Origin of the sequence: Anaerofustis butyriciformans (assembly GCF_036289385.1) — a bacterium.
GTDB classification, from domain to species: Bacteria; Bacillota; Clostridia; order Eubacteriales; family Anaerofustaceae; genus Anaerofustis; species Anaerofustis butyriciformans.
Genome location: NZ_JAYFFH010000003.1, coordinates 103,508 through 119,565, shown reverse-complemented (window position 1 = coordinate 119,565; position 16,058 = coordinate 103,508). Strand labels below are relative to the sequence as shown.

At 28.9% G+C, this 16,058-nt stretch carries 22 protein-coding genes; 10 read left to right on the top strand and 12 right to left on the bottom strand.

Annotated features, from left to right (window positions below):
• The first annotated feature begins 5 nt into the window (after positions 1 to 5).
• Genes V2W16_RS05915 through V2W16_RS05900 form a run of 4 tightly spaced genes read left to right on the top strand, consistent with a single transcriptional unit; the run spans position 6 to position 2,835 of the window.
• Positions 6 to 707, top strand: a complete 702-nt coding sequence (locus V2W16_RS05915) for a YggS family pyridoxal phosphate-dependent enzyme (RefSeq protein ID WP_329383015.1) — start codon at positions 6 to 8, stop codon at positions 705 to 707.
• Positions 697 to 1,167, top strand: coding sequence for a cell division protein SepF (locus V2W16_RS05910; protein WP_329383013.1), 471 nt, complete (start codon positions 697 to 699; stop codon positions 1,165 to 1,167). Before V2W16_RS05915 ends, V2W16_RS05910 begins: the two co-directional genes overlap by 11 nt.
• Positions 1,168 to 1,173: 6 nt before the next feature.
• Positions 1,174 to 1,917, top strand: coding sequence for a YlmH family RNA-binding protein (locus tag V2W16_RS05905; RefSeq protein ID WP_329383011.1), 744 nt, complete (start codon positions 1,174 to 1,176; stop codon positions 1,915 to 1,917).
• 6 nt (positions 1,918 to 1,923) lie between these two features.
• Positions 1,924 to 2,835, top strand: a complete 912-nt coding sequence (locus V2W16_RS05900; protein ID WP_425353952.1) for an RluA family pseudouridine synthase — start codon at positions 1,924 to 1,926, stop codon at positions 2,833 to 2,835.
• 16 nt (positions 2,836 to 2,851) lie between these two features.
• Here the strand turns inward: V2W16_RS05900 and V2W16_RS05895 are convergent, their stop codons facing one another.
• From V2W16_RS05895 to spoIIIAA, 9 genes are all read right to left on the bottom strand, one after another.
• Positions 2,852 to 3,016, bottom strand: coding sequence for a toxin-antitoxin system protein (locus V2W16_RS05895; protein ID WP_329383005.1), 165 nt, complete (start codon positions 3,014 to 3,016; stop codon positions 2,852 to 2,854).
• Positions 3,017 to 3,141: 125 nt separating this feature from the next.
• On the bottom strand, positions 3,142 to 3,771 hold the full coding sequence (locus V2W16_RS05890) for a SpoIIIAH-like family protein (RefSeq protein WP_329383002.1): 630 nt from the start codon (positions 3,769 to 3,771) through the stop codon (positions 3,142 to 3,144).
• Between the two features lie 13 nt (positions 3,772 to 3,784).
• Positions 3,785 to 4,348 (bottom strand): hypothetical protein, encoded by a 564-nt coding sequence (locus V2W16_RS05885; protein WP_329383000.1) that lies wholly within the window; start codon positions 4,346 to 4,348, stop codon positions 3,785 to 3,787.
• Complete coding sequence (locus V2W16_RS05880) at positions 4,341 to 4,853, bottom strand: stage III sporulation protein AF (RefSeq protein ID WP_329382996.1); 513 nt, start codon at positions 4,851 to 4,853, stop codon at positions 4,341 to 4,343. Before V2W16_RS05880 ends, V2W16_RS05885 begins: the two co-directional genes overlap by 8 nt.
• A gap of 1 nt (position 4,854) precedes the next feature.
• Complete coding sequence (locus tag V2W16_RS05875) at positions 4,855 to 6,012, bottom strand: stage III sporulation protein AE (RefSeq protein ID WP_329382994.1); 1,158 nt, start codon at positions 6,010 to 6,012, stop codon at positions 4,855 to 4,857.
• Positions 6,009 to 6,392: a SpoIIIAC/SpoIIIAD family protein gene (locus V2W16_RS05870; protein ID WP_138268070.1), complete on the bottom strand. Its 384-nt coding sequence runs from the start codon at positions 6,390 to 6,392 to the stop codon at positions 6,009 to 6,011. Before V2W16_RS05870 ends, V2W16_RS05875 begins: the two co-directional genes overlap by 4 nt.
• 1 nt (position 6,393) lies before the next feature.
• On the bottom strand, positions 6,394 to 6,591 hold the full coding sequence (spoIIIAC, locus tag V2W16_RS05865) for a stage III sporulation protein AC (protein ID WP_138268069.1): 198 nt from the start codon (positions 6,589 to 6,591) through the stop codon (positions 6,394 to 6,396).
• Positions 6,592 to 6,602: 11 nt separating this feature from the next.
• Positions 6,603 to 7,121 carry a stage III sporulation protein AB gene (locus tag V2W16_RS05860; protein ID WP_329382986.1) on the bottom strand — a complete coding sequence of 173 codons (519 nt, stop codon included), beginning with the start codon at positions 7,119 to 7,121 and terminating at the stop codon, positions 6,603 to 6,605.
• Complete coding sequence (spoIIIAA, locus tag V2W16_RS05855) at positions 7,118 to 8,032, bottom strand: stage III sporulation protein AA (protein WP_329382983.1); 915 nt, start codon at positions 8,030 to 8,032, stop codon at positions 7,118 to 7,120. The genes V2W16_RS05860 and spoIIIAA overlap by 4 nt, the downstream gene beginning before the upstream one ends.
• Positions 8,033 to 8,187: 155 nt before the next feature.
• On the opposite strand from spoIIIAA, the gene V2W16_RS05850 reads away from it, so the two are divergent.
• Entirely contained in the window at positions 8,188 to 8,676 is a 489-nt protein-coding gene (locus V2W16_RS05850) for a hypothetical protein (RefSeq protein ID WP_138268066.1), read from the top strand.
• Between the two features lie 3 nt (positions 8,677 to 8,679).
• Here the strand turns inward: V2W16_RS05850 and V2W16_RS05845 are convergent, their stop codons facing one another.
• Positions 8,680 to 9,501, bottom strand: a complete 822-nt coding sequence (locus V2W16_RS05845) for an MBL fold metallo-hydrolase (RefSeq protein WP_329382979.1) — start codon at positions 9,499 to 9,501, stop codon at positions 8,680 to 8,682.
• A 194-nt stretch (positions 9,502 to 9,695) separates the two neighbouring features.
• Between V2W16_RS05845 and V2W16_RS05840 the strand changes: the two genes are divergently transcribed.
• The 5 genes from V2W16_RS05840 to V2W16_RS05820 all read left to right on the top strand — a co-directional run bounded on the left by V2W16_RS05840 (position 9,696) and on the right by V2W16_RS05820 (position 14,513).
• Positions 9,696 to 10,976 (top strand): adenylosuccinate synthase, encoded by a 1,281-nt coding sequence (locus V2W16_RS05840; RefSeq protein ID WP_329383254.1) that lies wholly within the window; start codon positions 9,696 to 9,698, stop codon positions 10,974 to 10,976.
• Positions 10,977 to 10,978: 2 nt separating this feature from the next.
• Positions 10,979 to 11,806 carry a 16S rRNA (cytidine(1402)-2'-O)-methyltransferase gene (gene rsmI, locus V2W16_RS05835; protein ID WP_138268063.1) on the top strand — a complete coding sequence of 276 codons (828 nt, stop codon included), beginning with the start codon at positions 10,979 to 10,981 and terminating at the stop codon, positions 11,804 to 11,806.
• A gap of 36 nt (positions 11,807 to 11,842) precedes the next feature.
• A complete protein-coding gene (locus V2W16_RS05830; protein WP_329382976.1) occupies positions 11,843 to 12,772 on the top strand; it encodes a DMT family transporter in 930 nt (309 codons plus the stop codon).
• 99 nt (positions 12,773 to 12,871) lie between these two features.
• Positions 12,872 to 13,603 (top strand): ABC transporter ATP-binding protein, encoded by a 732-nt coding sequence (locus V2W16_RS05825; protein WP_329382973.1) that lies wholly within the window; start codon positions 12,872 to 12,874, stop codon positions 13,601 to 13,603.
• A complete protein-coding gene (locus V2W16_RS05820; protein WP_329382970.1) occupies positions 13,596 to 14,513 on the top strand; it encodes a SufB/SufD family protein in 918 nt (305 codons plus the stop codon). Before V2W16_RS05825 ends, V2W16_RS05820 begins: the two co-directional genes overlap by 8 nt.
• A 23-nt stretch (positions 14,514 to 14,536) precedes the next feature.
• Here V2W16_RS05820 and V2W16_RS05815 read toward each other — a convergent pair whose 3' ends face one another.
• Positions 14,537 to 15,436, bottom strand: coding sequence for a helix-turn-helix domain-containing protein (locus V2W16_RS05815; protein ID WP_329382967.1), 900 nt, complete (start codon positions 15,434 to 15,436; stop codon positions 14,537 to 14,539).
• Between the two features lie 110 nt (positions 15,437 to 15,546).
• Entirely contained in the window at positions 15,547 to 16,056 is a 510-nt protein-coding gene (locus tag V2W16_RS05810) for a phosphatase PAP2 family protein (protein WP_329382963.1), read from the bottom strand.
• Between the last annotated feature and the right edge of the window lie 2 nt (positions 16,057 to 16,058).

Here is a 16,058-nt window from a genome sequence, read left to right as displayed (position 1 = left end):
TTAAAATGAGTATCAAAGATAATTTAACACAAATTCTACAAAATATTGAAAACAGCAAGAAAAACAGCAAATTTGATGAAGATGTTACTCTTCTTGCTGTAACAAAATTTAGAACAACAGATGAAATAAAAGAAGTTTTAGATTTTGGAATAAATAATCTTGGAGAAAACAAAGTAAAAGAATTTGAAACAAAATACGAGTTTTTTAAAGGTGAAGATATAAACTGGCATTTTATCGGCCATCTTCAAAGAAACAAGGTTAAAAATCTAATAGGAAAAACTGCCTTAATACATTCAGTAGATTCCATAAGGCTAATGGAAGAAATAAACAAGCAATCTGAAAAAAAAGATGTTATAACAAATATCTTAATTGAATTTAATATCGCAAAAGAAGAAAATAAATATGGATTCAACGAAGATGAAGTTGACTCTATATTCGAAAATGCACTTAAATTTAAAAATATAAAAGTAAAAGGTGTTATGTGTATGGCTCCATTTACAGACAATAAAGAAATTATCGTGAATGTTTTTAGAAAGTTAAGAAAAATTTATGATAATTGTAGAAATATATATAACAAATATGATAATATAGACTTAACTATAATATCTATGGGAATGTCAAATGATTATGAAATTGCCATAGAACAAGGAAGTAATATTGTCCGTGTAGGGACAAGTATATTTAAAGGAGAGAAAAATGGGATTTAATGATTTTATAGGCGAATTAGGCGAAAAAATTGTTGGTAAAGATGAATATTACGAAGATGAATACTATGATGATGAATATTATGATGATGAACCAAAAAGAGGCGGTTTATTTGGAAGTAAAAAATCAAGTTCAAGAAGTGAAAATGCACCAGTAGCAACTCATGCTGCATCTACTGTAATGCTTGTTGAACCAAGAAACTTTAATGATGCACCTTTAGTTTGTGATAAACTAAAAGGCGGAATTACAGTTGTTGTAAACATGGATAAAGTTGAAAATGAAGATGCAAAAAAAATATTTGATTTCTTAAGCGGTGCTGTTTATGTACTTGCTGCAAGCATGAAAAGAATTGCTCAAAACGTATTTATTTTAGCACCATATGGTGTTGAAGTTGAAACTCAAGAAAGACCTAACGATTCTTACACAACAACAAATAAAGATACTTGGGAATACGAAGGATAAAAAACAATGAATGAATATGATATTTTCATATCCAGAATAGAAGATATGGCACTTTTATCTGATAAAAAAGATGGAAGTGTCTTTTCTGATTTCTTGGATCCTACAAACCAAATGTTGGCAGGAAGAGAAATAGGAAGATATAAAAATATGGATTGTTCTTTCTTCGGAGGTCATGTATATACAGAAAGAAAAGTAATGAGTATTTTCCCTAACGGTAAGGAACCAGAAAATTTAGAATATCCTATTAAGGTATTAAAATCTGAAGAAGCACTTGATGTAAGACACCAAGACGTTTTGGGCTCAATTTTATCTTTAAGCATAGAAAGATCAAAAATTGGTGATATTAATATACTTGAAGACCATATTCAAATATTTGTTTATGATACAATAAGTGAATTCCTAACAAAAGAACTAACTAAAATTGGCGGACATAGTGTAACATTTAAAGAATATGACATTTCACAAGCAACAATTGTAGAGCCAAAATTTAAAGAACAAAACATTATTGTTCCTTCAATGAGACTTGATGCAGTTATAGGAAATATTTTTAAACTTTCAAGGAATGAAGCAAATATGTTTGTAAAAGGTGGTAAAGTAAAAGTAAACCATACCCCTGTTTCTAAACCTGCAATGAATGTCAAAGCAGGAGATATGATATCCGTAAGAACAAAAGGCAGAGCAATTATAGACAGCGAAAACGGACAAACCAAAAAAGGAAACACAAAACTTTTAGTTAAAAAATTTATTTAAGCAGGTATAATTTTGGATAAAAAGAATTTTATTATTTCAAAAGAAGATATAAATAAAAGATGTGACAAATTTTTAGCAGAACAATTAGAAGACTTTTCCAGAGAAAAAATAAAAAAACTCTTTAAAGACGGAAAAGTCTTTATTAATGAGGAAACTGTAAAACCTTCAAAAAAAATAGAAGAAAATGATAGTATTTCTGTTATACTGCCAGAAATAGAAACTCTTAACGTAGAAGCAGAAAATATTCCAATAAATATCGTTTATGAAGATAACGATGTTGTTATTGTGGACAAACCACAAGGAATGGTCGTTCATCCGGCCAACGGAAATTATACCGGTACACTTGTAAATGCATTAATGTATCATATAAAAGACTTATCCACAATTAACGGAATTATTAGACCTGGAATAGTTCATAGAATAGATAAAGACACTTCTGGTCTTTTAATAATAGCAAAAAATAACCATGCACATAACCATTTGGCTGCACAATTTAAAGAACATTCCATAAACAGAAGATATAAAACCATATGCCATGGAGTAATAAACGAAAACCAAGGAACAATAGATGCCCCTATTGGAAGAGATAAAATAAAAAGAAAAGAAATGTGCGTAACCCAAACAAATTCTAAAAGGGCAGTAACACATTTTGATGTATTAAAAAGGTATGAAGATTATACTTTTTTAGATGTTCATCTTGAAACAGGAAGAACACACCAAATAAGAGTACATCTAAAATACATCTCTCATCCTGTCGTTGGAGATAAAGTATATGGATATAATAAAAAAATAGACAAGATGTTTACTGGACAACTATTGCATGCATATAAACTTGGATTTATTCATCCCTCAACAGAAAAATACATGGAATTTAACAGCGAACTTCCTGATTATTTCTATAAGTTAATTGATAAATAAAAAAGAATAGTGTTAACTATTCTTTTTTATTATCATTTTTCTTTATTTCCATAAGATGCTTATTTAATACAACATTAATATATTGAGAGAATGATCTATCATCTTGTTCTGCTAACTTTTTTATATCTTTTATCAACTCTTCATCCAGGGTAATACTAACTTTTGCTTTTAATGGTCTCAATTTATACATCCTCCCATATCACTTAATCTTATTTTATTATATAGTATACTACCAAAATTTTACATTACTTTAAAATATGATAAAGTAATATATAATCATATTTTGTCATATTTTGTCAAAAACAATTAATTTTGTATATTATTTTGCATTTTTTCATTATTATCTATATTTTCATTACTTTGATTTTTTTCTTCTGTGTCTTGTTTTTCACCATTGTTGCTTGTGGCGATTGTTATTTTAGAAATTGCAATATTACATTCTTTATTTACAATATTTTGTATCTGTGCTGCATCTGAAGGTGTTAATGTAGCTGCATCTACAATAACATTTGCATATCCTTCATGTATTATTACAATTGCATCATCAAAACCCTTTGATTTTATAAGGTTCTCTACAACAAGTTCTGTTTCAGACAATTTAGAAATACTAACACTTTCTTCAACAGCTTCTTTTATTATATCTTTATCAAGTGATGTATCCTTTGTAATATTTTGAAGAGCTTCTAAATTTTGACTTCTAACTTTATCTCTGTTTAATCTATATTCGCTGAAAAACTCAGAGGAAAGTTCAGCATTCCCGCTTAATATGTCTTCTTCTGTAACGTTTGAAACCAACGTTGCATTGCTTGGTCCATCTTCTACATTTGATACGCTGGTATCATCATTATAAAATACCGTATAATTTGCAATGCTTATGGCAAGCAGACAAGCAACAAGCCCCAATAATACTGCATTTTTTTTCTTTACATTTTTCATATAATCATTCTCCTTATTTATTATTACTTGGTAAAACTACCACTTTATAACTAGGCAAATCCAATAAAGCCTCTACACTTTTTGTGATATAATACTCCACCGTTTTATCATTTGCCCCTTGTGCCACAACAACAACTCCCACAACATCAGGATATGTATCTTTTGTTGTAAAAGGTGTCTCACTTGAACCTTCCCTCACCATTACCGCATCTTTTGAAGAAGTATTATTATCAGATGAAGTGGTATTATCATTCGATGAAGTTGAAGAAGAATTATTCTCGTTATAAGCGATATTTTTTTCAACCTCACCATCAAGTGTAATTGTTACGCTTACATCACCTACCCCGCTTACATCTTTCAAGGTATCTTCAATACTTTTCTCTAAACTTTCCTTATATTCATTTGCCGATATGTCTTCACTGTTTTTTTTAATATCTTCCTTAGACGAAGATGAAAAGAAAGAAGAAAAAAATATCAAACATAACCCTATTATTAAAAGTAAAACAAGCAATGATTTACTACTATCACTATCTTTAAAAAATTTGTTAAACATATCACAAATCTTCTTATTATCCATTTGATACACTTCCTGTCTTTATATTTATATTCTTTATATCAAGCATATATGTTTTATTTATGTAACTTTTTATTTTGTCTTTTTTCTTTATATCTTCCTCGTTTAAAGTAACTGTTACGTTTTTTATATCCCCATAATACGCAGAATTTTCATCTTCATTTATTACTACCAAAACATCAGCATTAACATAATATTGTTTTTTTAGTGTACTATTAATGTTATTTTCAAGTTTCTTTTTATATTCATCTTTTACAAGGGTGTTAATGTCAATACTTCCATTATTGATATTAGCCTCAAACTCATCTATAGTTACATAATTTTTATTTAAAAAAGAAGAAAAGTCTCCCTTTTTTACCACAGATATAATAGGCGATAAAATTGATACCACAAATAGTAATGAAACAAAAAATTTTATGTATTTATCATATTCTTTAGCTGGTGATAACATCCTTAAAATACTTATAACAAGCATTAAATATATAAAACTTTTTAAATAACCATTCATCCTACCCTCCTATCATTGAGATGATGCCAATAAGCATAATAAATAATATTGAGACAACCATAAAGCAAGCAAAAATCAAACTTAAAAATCCTGCAGTATCATTAAGAGCCTTACTTATTCTTGCATCCGTTATAGGCTGCGATAAAAAAGCGGATATTTTAAAAGTTACAACCAAACAAAGCATATGAATAAGTGGAATAATAAGCAAAGATATAAAAATAAGTATACCTACAATTCCTACAGAACTTTTTATAACCTTTATAAACCCAATTACTGCATCCGTACTATCAGAAATTAAAGAACCAAGAACAGGGACGAGATTACTTACCGCAAACTTTGCTGTCTTTAATGAAAGACTGTCAATAGATGAAAACAAACTTCCTTGAAGACCTAAAATACCTAAAAACAAACATGAAAATATCCCCATTAAAAACAACACAATCTGTTTTATAAAAGATACCAAATAAGAAATATTTATATCTATTAAAATGTTATCTATTATGCTTAATATAAAACCAAAACTTAAAGCTGGAATAATAAAATATGTCATAGATGATGCAAAGAAATTTATTATAAATACTAAACTTACGCTTATTATATTTCCGGAAAAAACATTCCCGCTTAAATTAAGTAAAACTATTATTATTGGAAGAAGCACATTCATAAAACCTGTTATTGCTTTAACAAGAGAATAAGCTGTGCTTACAATATCAAAAAAACATTTAACAACAACCATAATAAGAACCAGATACACTCCAAAGAAAGCAACATCGCTTATCTCTTTGTTCATAAATGAAGAATTTAATAAGTTAATAAGACTTAAACATATAGAAAGTGCAATAAAAGTTAAAAGTATAGAAGTGCTTTCTTTAAAGGTATAAAAAAACATATCTTTTATGGTATTTATAAACCTGTCATAATCAAAAGAATAATTTCCGCTTAAAACATCTTTTATGAAAGTTTGGATATTATTAAAATTAAAAAGTTCATAGAAACTATTATCGTTAGTATACATATCAAGTTTATAAATTTGTCCTTGCTCATATATTCCATCTATTAAAGAGCTGTAATCTTCACTATTTCCCTCTTCCCCAGCAATAACTATTACAGGGCAGACAATAATAAAAAAACATATAAACAAAAAACATATTTTTTTCATAATACTTCCTCGATATAAGAAAACAAACTTATTAATAGCGGAAGAGAAAAATACAATATAAGTATTTTTGTAAAAAAGCTTACCTTTGTTCCAAGCATTTTATTACCGCTGTCAATACACAGTTCCGACGCAAACTGCCCTATATACGATATACCTATTATTTTAAATATTGCTTTTATGTTAAGCATGTCCAAATTTGCTTTAACGGAATAAGTATTTATTACATCTATAACACCATATAAATATTTAACGGCAAAACCTAATATAATTATTCCTGCAATAACAGAAACAAACAAAGCATATTCTTTAAAATCTTTTATAAAAAACAAACTTATGATACTGCCAAGAATTCCAACAATAGCAATTTTTACAATATCCATATTAATATAATCCAAACATAGTTTTTACCGTAGAGAAAAACTCATTTACCATATTTACGATAAGCATTAAAACAACGATTATTCCCGCTAAAGCGACCATTGTTGCCATATCATCCCTATCGCTTTTTTTCAAAATTATGCTTAAAACAGCAACAATAAAACCTACACCTGCTATTTTAAAAATAATATCTATCTGCATTTATTCTCTCCTTATATAAAAATAATCACTAAAAAACCTCCTACCAAAACTCCCATTTTTTCATATAACGAAACTTTTGTATCTTTATCTTTTCTCGCCTTTTGTATCTGATTTTCAATGGAAGTCTGAAGCAAAGTAAGCTGCTTTATCATTCTGTTTTTATCATTAAAGGAAAGACTTGCACCGATATTTTCAAGAAGTATCTTTTCTTCCAATGTAATATCAAAGTGATAATGCTTCAAACAATCAAACCAAATCTTTGAAAAATCATTTGAAGATTTTTTCTCAAGATTATCTTTTACTTCACATAAAAAATCATGATATTTTGTCTTTGTTCTTTTTATAGCTTCTGAAAGTAAAAAACTAACATCGTAAAGCCCAACATTTATACTTACAATAAAATCATTTAAAATATTATCTATTTCTTCAAGTTCATAAACTCTCTTTTTTATTTTTGATGTAATCTGTTTTGAACAAAACACGCTGGATAAAAACAAAAAAAACATTCCTGTAATCTTAAAAACAATCATACTAACTTCACCAAACTCTTGTTATATATTTCTTTTATTTTTCTTATTCCATTTTTATTTTCAAGAAAAATATATCTATCAAAAATACCTTTTTTAATAATAGAGACAAACTCTTTTCTATTTAATATATCTTTCATACTTTTCCCATGTGCAGAAGAAATCACATTAACTCCGCTTAAAACGCAATTCTCCAAAGAGGAAACATCCTCAATCTTCCCTACTTCATCGGTTATTATCACTTGTGGTGACATTGCTCTTATAAGCATATTCATTCCATAAGCTTTATCGATTCCTTCCAAAACATCACTCTTCTGCCCTACATTTAACCGGCTTATACCATTATGTAGTGCTGCAATCTCTTTTCTTTCATCGACAATACATACCCTTTTACCTATATATCCTTTTTTATTCGTGGATATTTCCCTGGAAATATCACGAAGCAATGTTGTTTTTCCTACTTTTGGAGGAGAAACAATAAGAGTATTTAGTATTTTGTCTTTATTTAATATATATGGCATTACAAGGTTACTTACTCCAACAATCTCTCTTGCAATCCTAATATTCAAGGAATTAATATTTCTTATAGAAATTATTTTGTCATTTTCTTTTATTACACTTCCGCTAAAGCCTATTCTATGTCCGCCTTTTAATGTAATAAACCCTTTTAATAAACTTTCTTCATTTGCGTAAAAGGAATAATCCGTTGCAAGATTTAATATTCCTTCTATATCGCTTTTTGTAACTTTATATAAAATTAAAAAATCCTCATTTGAACATACTATATGTATATTTTTATCAAGCCTGATTCTTATTTCTTCAACTTGATTTTTTGTTTCAACCTTCTCAATTACTTGAAGCATTTTTTCTGGCAATATATCAGTTACTTCCTTAGGTATTTCATTTAAATTCATATAACTTGTCCTTTAACTTTAATTTAGTATTAATATACTTATTTGTAGTGTCGTTTTTGAGAAAAGAGAGGAATGAACTTTAACTTTTTATAAATAAAATTGAAGTTAATAAAAAAATAGTGTAAAATAGTTATATAACTTTAAGGAGAAATAAAATGGTAGAAACAATAGTATATAAAAGTAATTCCGGACATTCCCTACGATATGCTCAAATGATAAAAGAAGAAACAGGCTTAAAGTGTTATGATATTGATGAAGCTTTAAATATTTTAAATAAAAATGCTGAAATTTTTTTTATAGGATGGATATGTGCAAGTCAAATTTGCGGATTTAAAAAAGCAAGGAAAAATTTTAATATTAAGGGTTTGGCAGGCGTTGGAATATATTCAAAAGATGATAAAGATAACATAAATAATTTAATTAAAAACAATAATATTGATATCCCTTTTTTCTATCTTCAAGGTGGAATAGATTTAACAAAACTTAATTTTATTCATAAAACAATTATTAAAATTGCACCAAAATTGTTAAAGCCAGAAAAAGAAGAAAATATTGATATTACGAAAAATGGCATAGATTATGTAAAAGAAGAAAATATAAAAGAAATTATAAAGTTTATAAAAGATACAAAAAAACAGCTATAAATTTTATAGCTGTATTGTTTTTCCACACTGCACTTCAATGAAATTCTTTTCGCATTCATCGGCTATTTTGGAAACAACTCTATATCCGCTGCAGTGACAAGGCATAATATATTGTATATTATTATTTTTTAGATATTCTATTGTTTTATTTACTCTAAAACTATCGGCATTTATAAGATGCATACCGGCAAATAAAGAATATATTTTTTCTCCCTTAAACAATTTCTTTATATATTCTATTGCATTCACTACCCCCATATGAGCACACCCCATAAAAACACAAAGCCCGTTTTTTGTTCTTATCACAAAAACCTGCTCGTCTTTCATTTCATCCATTATCATTTTGTTATTCTTTTTTAAATAAAATTTACTTGGTTTATTTTCAAAACTGTTAACATAAGGTATATTACTTATTAAATAAAAATTATTAAAGATTTCTTCCTTTTCATCTGTAAAATATAATTTATCCTTAAATAAATTCAAATCACTTTCATTTATCCCATTAAAATAATATTTATTTGTTTTTTTATTTATACTAAATTTTGGAATAAAAGCATTCTTTGTTATATAAATACTAGGAATGTTACTTAAATTTTTAAGATATTTTATTCCTCCTCCATGATCATAATGTCCATGAGATATAATAACTGCGTCCAAGTCATTCAAATCTATATTTAAAGCCTTTGCATTTTTTAAAAATACATCACTCTGTCCAACATCCATTAATATTTTTTTATTATCATGCTCTATAAGTACAGAAAGTCCATGTTCGGCGATTATGTTTTTTCTGTAAACCATGTTTTCGTTTAGTACTGTAATTTTCATAGCACACCCCTTTTTTACTTATAACTCGATTATAACATAAGAATAAAAACATATTTAAATTTAACTTATAAAATAATTCTGAAAATTCATGAAAGTTATGTAAAAAGTCGATAATTTAAGGATTTTGCTATTGATAAAACAATACAAATAAGGTACAATTAAGTGTCGTGAAAAAGTACTAGGAGGTATTAATGATGGGAAATTTAGTAGTAGTCGGTTCTCAATGGGGCGACGAAGGAAAAGGAAAAATAACAGATTATTTTACAGATAGATGCGATATCGTAGTAAGAAGTTCAGGAGGAAACAATGCCGGTCATACGGTTATAGCAAACGGAATTACATATAAATTACACGTTATTCCTTCAGGTGTTATTCAAGACAAACCATCAATTATCGGCGCAGGAATGGTAGTAGACCCTACATGGTTAGTACAAGAAATGAACACATTAAAAGAACAAGGTGTTAAATTTGACAAATTAATTATTGATAAAAGAGCGCAAGTAATTATGCCTTATCACAGAGTACTTGATGAACTTATCGAAAAATCCCTTGGCAAAAATGATATCGGAACTACAAAAAGAGGTATCGGACCTGCTTATACAGATAAAATCAAAAGAAGCGGTATAAGAATTTGCGATTTAATAGATACAAAACTATTTGAAGAAAAATTAAAAATTAATCTTGAAAACGTAAATAAAGAAATCGTAGAAGTATACGGCGGAGAAGCTTTAAAATTTGAAGATATTTTTGAAGAATACAATAAATGTGCAGATATCATAAGAAAATATGTTGATGATGCTACAGTTATTATCTATGATTACATTAAAAAAGGTAAAAAAGTATTATTTGAAGGTGCTCAAGCAACACTTCTTGATATAGACTTTGGTACATATCCTTATGTTACATCTTCACATCCTACAGCTGCAGGAGCTTGTATCGGTTCAGGTATCGGACCTGCTTATATTGATGACGTATGCGGTATAGCAAAAGCATATACAACAAGAGTAGGAAAAGGACCTTTCCCTACAGAGTTGTTCGATGAAGACGGAGATTTCTTAAGAGAAAAAGGTTACGAATATGGAACAACAACAGGCAGACCAAGAAGATGCGGATGGCTTGATGCTGTAATCTTAAAATATGCAGTAAGAATCAATTCTCTTACAAGCATAGTATTCACAAAACTTGATACATTAACAGGAATGGATAAAATCAAACTTTGTGTAGGATATAAATACAAAGATGAAATTATAACTGACTTCCCAGCAGAACTTAGCGTTCTTTCAGAATGTGAACCTGTTTATGAAGAATTTGAAGGCTGGAATGAAGATATTTCAAAAGTAAGAAAATTTGAAGATCTTCCTGAAAATGCTAAAAAATATGTAAACAGAGTTGAAGAACTTTGCGAAATACCTATCGGAATAGTTTCTGTTGGTCCTGATAGAGAAGATACAATAGTAAGAAGACAATATTTTTAATTATGAATGATAAAGTATACATAGTTTCCACCCCAATAGGAAACTTAGAAGATATGACTTTCAGAGCGGTTAAAGTTTTAAAAGAAGTGGATGTAATTCTTTGCGAAGATACAAGACATTCCATAAAACTTCTTAACCATTTTGAAATAAAAAATAAGTTAATAAGTTACCATAAATTTAATGAAAAGGAAAGAATAGATTATATTCTTTCCTTGATTAATGAAGAAAAGAAAATTGCGCTTATTTCTGACGCAGGAACTCCCCTTATATCAGACCCGGGAAGCATACTCGTAAAAGAGCTTATAGAAAATAATATAAAATTTACGGTTGTTCCGGGAGCAAATGCACTCTTACCCGCTTTGATATTATCGGGATTTAACAGTGAAGAGTTTTTGTTTATAGGATTTCTTCAAAAGAAATATAATAAAAAAGAGGAAAAACTTAAAACATTAAAAGATTTGGATAAAACGCTTATCTTCTATTCTTCCCCTTATGAATTAAAAGATTTGTTAAAAGCAATAAATAATGTTTTAGGAAACAGAAAGGTTGCCATTTCAAAAGAAATAACAAAAATTCATGAAACAACTTACAGAGACGAAGTTATAAATCTAATTGATATTTTCGAAAATGAAGAAAATATCAAAGGAGAATTTGTTGTTGTTGTTGAAGGCAACAAAGAAGAAAAGAAAAATCTTTCTATGGAAGAAACAAAAGAAATTTTTCAAAAAAGAGTTGAAAGCGGAGAAAATCCAAAAGACATAATAAAAAATCTTGCAAAAGAAAATAATTTAAACAAAAGAGAATTATATAATTTTCTTATGAAAAAATAAAGCCCCAAAGGGCTTTTTTACTTGAAAGGACATAGAATGAAAAAAAACGACCAAACAGTATTAACTAAACCTATAATAATTTGCCTTTTGGCATCAATATGCTGCATCCTTTGGGGAAGCGCATTCCCGGCAATAAAAATCGGGTATGCATTATTTAATATAGCAGGAAATGATACTGCAAGCCAAATGCTTTTTGCAGGGCTTAGGTTTACAATGGCTGGAATACTTGCAATAGTTATCGGAAGCATTCTTTCTAAAAAAGTTCTTATACCTAAAAAAGAAGCCTACCCTTCTATTTTAAAATTATCAATGGTACAAACTGTACTGCAATATGTATGTTTTTATGTTGGACTTGCAAACACAACGGGAACAAAAGCATCAATAATAGAAGCATCAAATGTATTTCTTGCAATCCTCATCCCCGCACTTATTTTAAAACATGAAAAACTTACCCCATCAAAAATATTTGGGTGTTTAATAGGCTTTATTGGAGTTGTAATTATAAACTTAAACGGAAGCAGTTTTGACTTTAACATGAAATTAAGTGGAGAAGGTTTAATTTTTCTTTCTGCCGTATTTTATGCATTCTCATCAATCATGATAAAAGAATATTCAAAACATGAAAAACCGGTTATATTAAGCGGTTACCAATTTGTAATCGGCGGTATAATAATGATATTAATCGGTATATTTACAGGCGGAAAAATAAATAATATAACAATAAACGGTATTATTCTATTAATTTATATGGCTTTTATTTCAGCAGTTGCCTATTCATTATGGGCTACACTTCTTAAATATAATCCTGTTGGGAAAGTTGCTGTTTATGGATTTTTAAACCCTGTATGCGGAGTAATTCTTTCTGCGATACTTCTAAAAGAAGGAAGCGTATTTAATATTCTTGGAATTATATCACTGATTTTGGTTTGCATAGGCATATATTTAGTAAACAAAGAAAAAGAATAGTAAATTAGTAGGAAATACTTTCCTTAAATAAAAACTTATGATATACTATCAACGAAATAGAAATAAAATATCTTTTCATATAAAAACGGAGGCAATAAAATGTTAAAACTTGAACATATAAAATGGGATACAGAAGATGGTCAATCTATAATAAAAGATATTAATCTTGATATAGAAGACGGTAAACTTATCGTTGTTACAGGCCCAAACGGAGGCGGTAAAACAAGTCTTGCAAAATTAATTGCAGGAATAAAACATGTAACAGACGGTAAAATATTCTTAGATAATGAGGATATAACAAACTTAGACATAACAACAAGAGCAAAAAAAGGAATAGCTTATGCTTTCCAACAACCTGTAAAATTTAAAGGATTAACTGTAAGAGATATTCTTAAATTATCTGCGGGGAAAGACCTTGACGAAGGAGAAGCCTGTGCATTACTAAGCAAAGTCGGTTTATGTGCGGAAGAATATATCGACAGAGAATTAAACGACTCTTTATCAGGAGGAGAAAGCAAAAGAATAGAAATTGCAGGAGTTCTTGCAAGAGATGCAAAACTATATATTTTTGACGAACCTGAAGCAGGAATAGACCTTTGGAGTTTTGCAAAACTTGTTGAAACCTTTGAAATTTTAAGAAAACATACAAAAGGAACTCTTCTTATTATTTCTCATCAAGAAAGAATACTTTCAATAGCAGACGAAATAGTAGTAATATCAGACGGAAAAGTAAGAGTTAAAGGAAATAAAAAAGAGATTTTACCAACATTATTTAAGGAAGAAAGAGCAAATATGTGCCCTAAAGAAAAGGAGGCAGCAGTAAATGAATAAAACAACAGAACAACTTTTAAAAGTAGTTTCAGGATTCAGCGGAAAATTTGAAGGTGCTTTTAATATAAGAGAAGACGGCAAATGCGCAGGTAGACAATCAAGCGAAAATATTAAAATAGAATCTAAAAAAGATGCTCCCGGACTTGAAATTCATATAAAACCAAATACAAAAGGAGAAAATGTATATATTCCAGCTTGTGTAACTCACGGGAACGTAGATGACCTTGTATATAACGACTTTTTTGTGGGTGAAAATGCAGATGTAAAAATCATTGCGGGATGCGGAGTTCATACAGATGATGGACATGACGCAAGACACAACGGAATACATAGATTTTTCCTTGAAGAAAATGCTCATGTAGTATATGAGGAAAAACACGTTGCGACAGGAAAAGGACAAGGGACAAAGAGAATTGATCCTGTTACAGATGTTTACCTTAAGAAAAATTCAGTACTTGAAATGGATACAATACAACTTGAAGGCGTAGACAGCTCAATAAGAAAAACAAGCGGTGTTGTTGAAGAAGGCGCAAAACTTCTTGTAAGAGAAAGAATAATGACAGACGGAGATGAAATTGCCAAAACTGATTTTGATGTAACATTAAAAGGCGAAAACTCATCTGCAGATTTAGTATCACGTTCTGTTGCAAAGGGAAATTCTTATCAAGAATTTACTTCTAAAATGAACGGAGAAGCAAAATGTAACGGACATTCAGAATGTGATGCAATACTTGTTGGAAACGGAAAAGTTGCCGCAGCTCCAGCCCTTGTAGCTTCTAACTTAGACGCAGAACTTATACACGAAGCAGCTATTGGGAAAATCGCCGGAGACCAAATTTTAAAACTTCAAAGTCTGGGACTTACAAAAGAAGAAGCAGAAGAAAAAATCATTTCTGGATTTTTAAAATAAAAAACGAGGTCAAACCTCGTTTTTTATTTTTCATCAAATATAATTGAAACTATTCCACATAATATTCCACCAATTGGGAAAACAACCCAGCCGGGATGCCATAATCCGAAAATAAAACCAATAAGCAGAAATATTATTGTAGCAATAAGCATTATTATAGCTTGTATTTTATCCGAATAAATTTCTTTTTTACTTAATTCATGACTTTCATTTTCTTTATTATATTCTTTGTTATATTCACTTATATTGTACTTTGCTTTCTGCATTCCAAAATAAACAAATATACCAACGGCAATTGTAACCAGAAGTAAAAATGCTGTAATTATAGGCGGATAATCCTCACCTAACTGTAAGACCTCTTCTCCAATTACAACAACAATGATTCCAAGAAGTATTAAAAATACACCAAAGGATATCATGCCTGCAAAAAGTTTATTAAATCTTCTTTTCTCATCTTTTGTATAGAAATCTTCAAAATAAGGATGCTCTTCAGTAAAGTTACCCCAGCTTATTCCATAATAAACAAATAAAAAAACTGATATTGCAATAAGAGTTAATAAAACTATAACAGGAAAAGCTTTAATATTGTTAGCATAAGTCTCTTCAAAAGAAGCAACAAAGGTAACACCAAGAAGAATAAGAACTACTCCAAGAGTAATCATCTTAGTAAACTTATTATACATTTTCTCATATAACTCTCTGTCATCTTCATTATTTTCAGTATCAAGATTACCTTTAATAAGCATATCAATATCAATATTAAATAACTCGCTTAACATTATAAGTTTATCCATTTCAGGATAAGAAGAACCATTTTCCCATTTTGAAACAGCCTGCCTTGAAACTTCCAATTTTTCTGCTAATTGCTCTTGGGATAAATTATGTTTTTTTCTTAAGTTTTGTAAATTCAAACCAAAATTCATTTTGATTACCTCCTGTTTGCAATAATATTAATAGAGCATTACCGTTTTTTCTACCAACTTTTATTTGCAACTTTAAGTTTTTATGTAAACTTACGGTTGCAATTTAAATATTAATGTAAAAAAGGTATATTTATTGTCATTCCTATTACTCCACATAAGATTCCAAGCCCCATACCGAAAAGCACATCTCTTAAAAAATGGACTCCCCCAACGACTCTTATATACATAAGAAGAACTCCAAGAATTAAAACAAAAATACCATAATAATAGTTAACAAATAAACAAGAGCTGGCTATAAGAAAAGCAGAAAAAACATGTCTGCTTGGAAAAGATTTACCTTTAGTATCCTTATCCAAAACAGGAGTAATATTAAAAACTTCATATGGTCTTTTAAAGTTAAATAGTTTTCTAAAAAAACTTAAAAGAACAAAAGGAATAAAAGTAGTAAGAACAAGCCTTAATACAAAATCTTTCCCCATAAGAAATCCTATTATCAAAAAAACAGGAAAAGAAATAAATACAGAATATGTTACTATCTTATCAAGAATATTAAGCCTTCTTTTTTTAGCTAAATCTTTTTTATATGGTTCATAAAGTTTTAAATAAAAATTCTTATCCATTG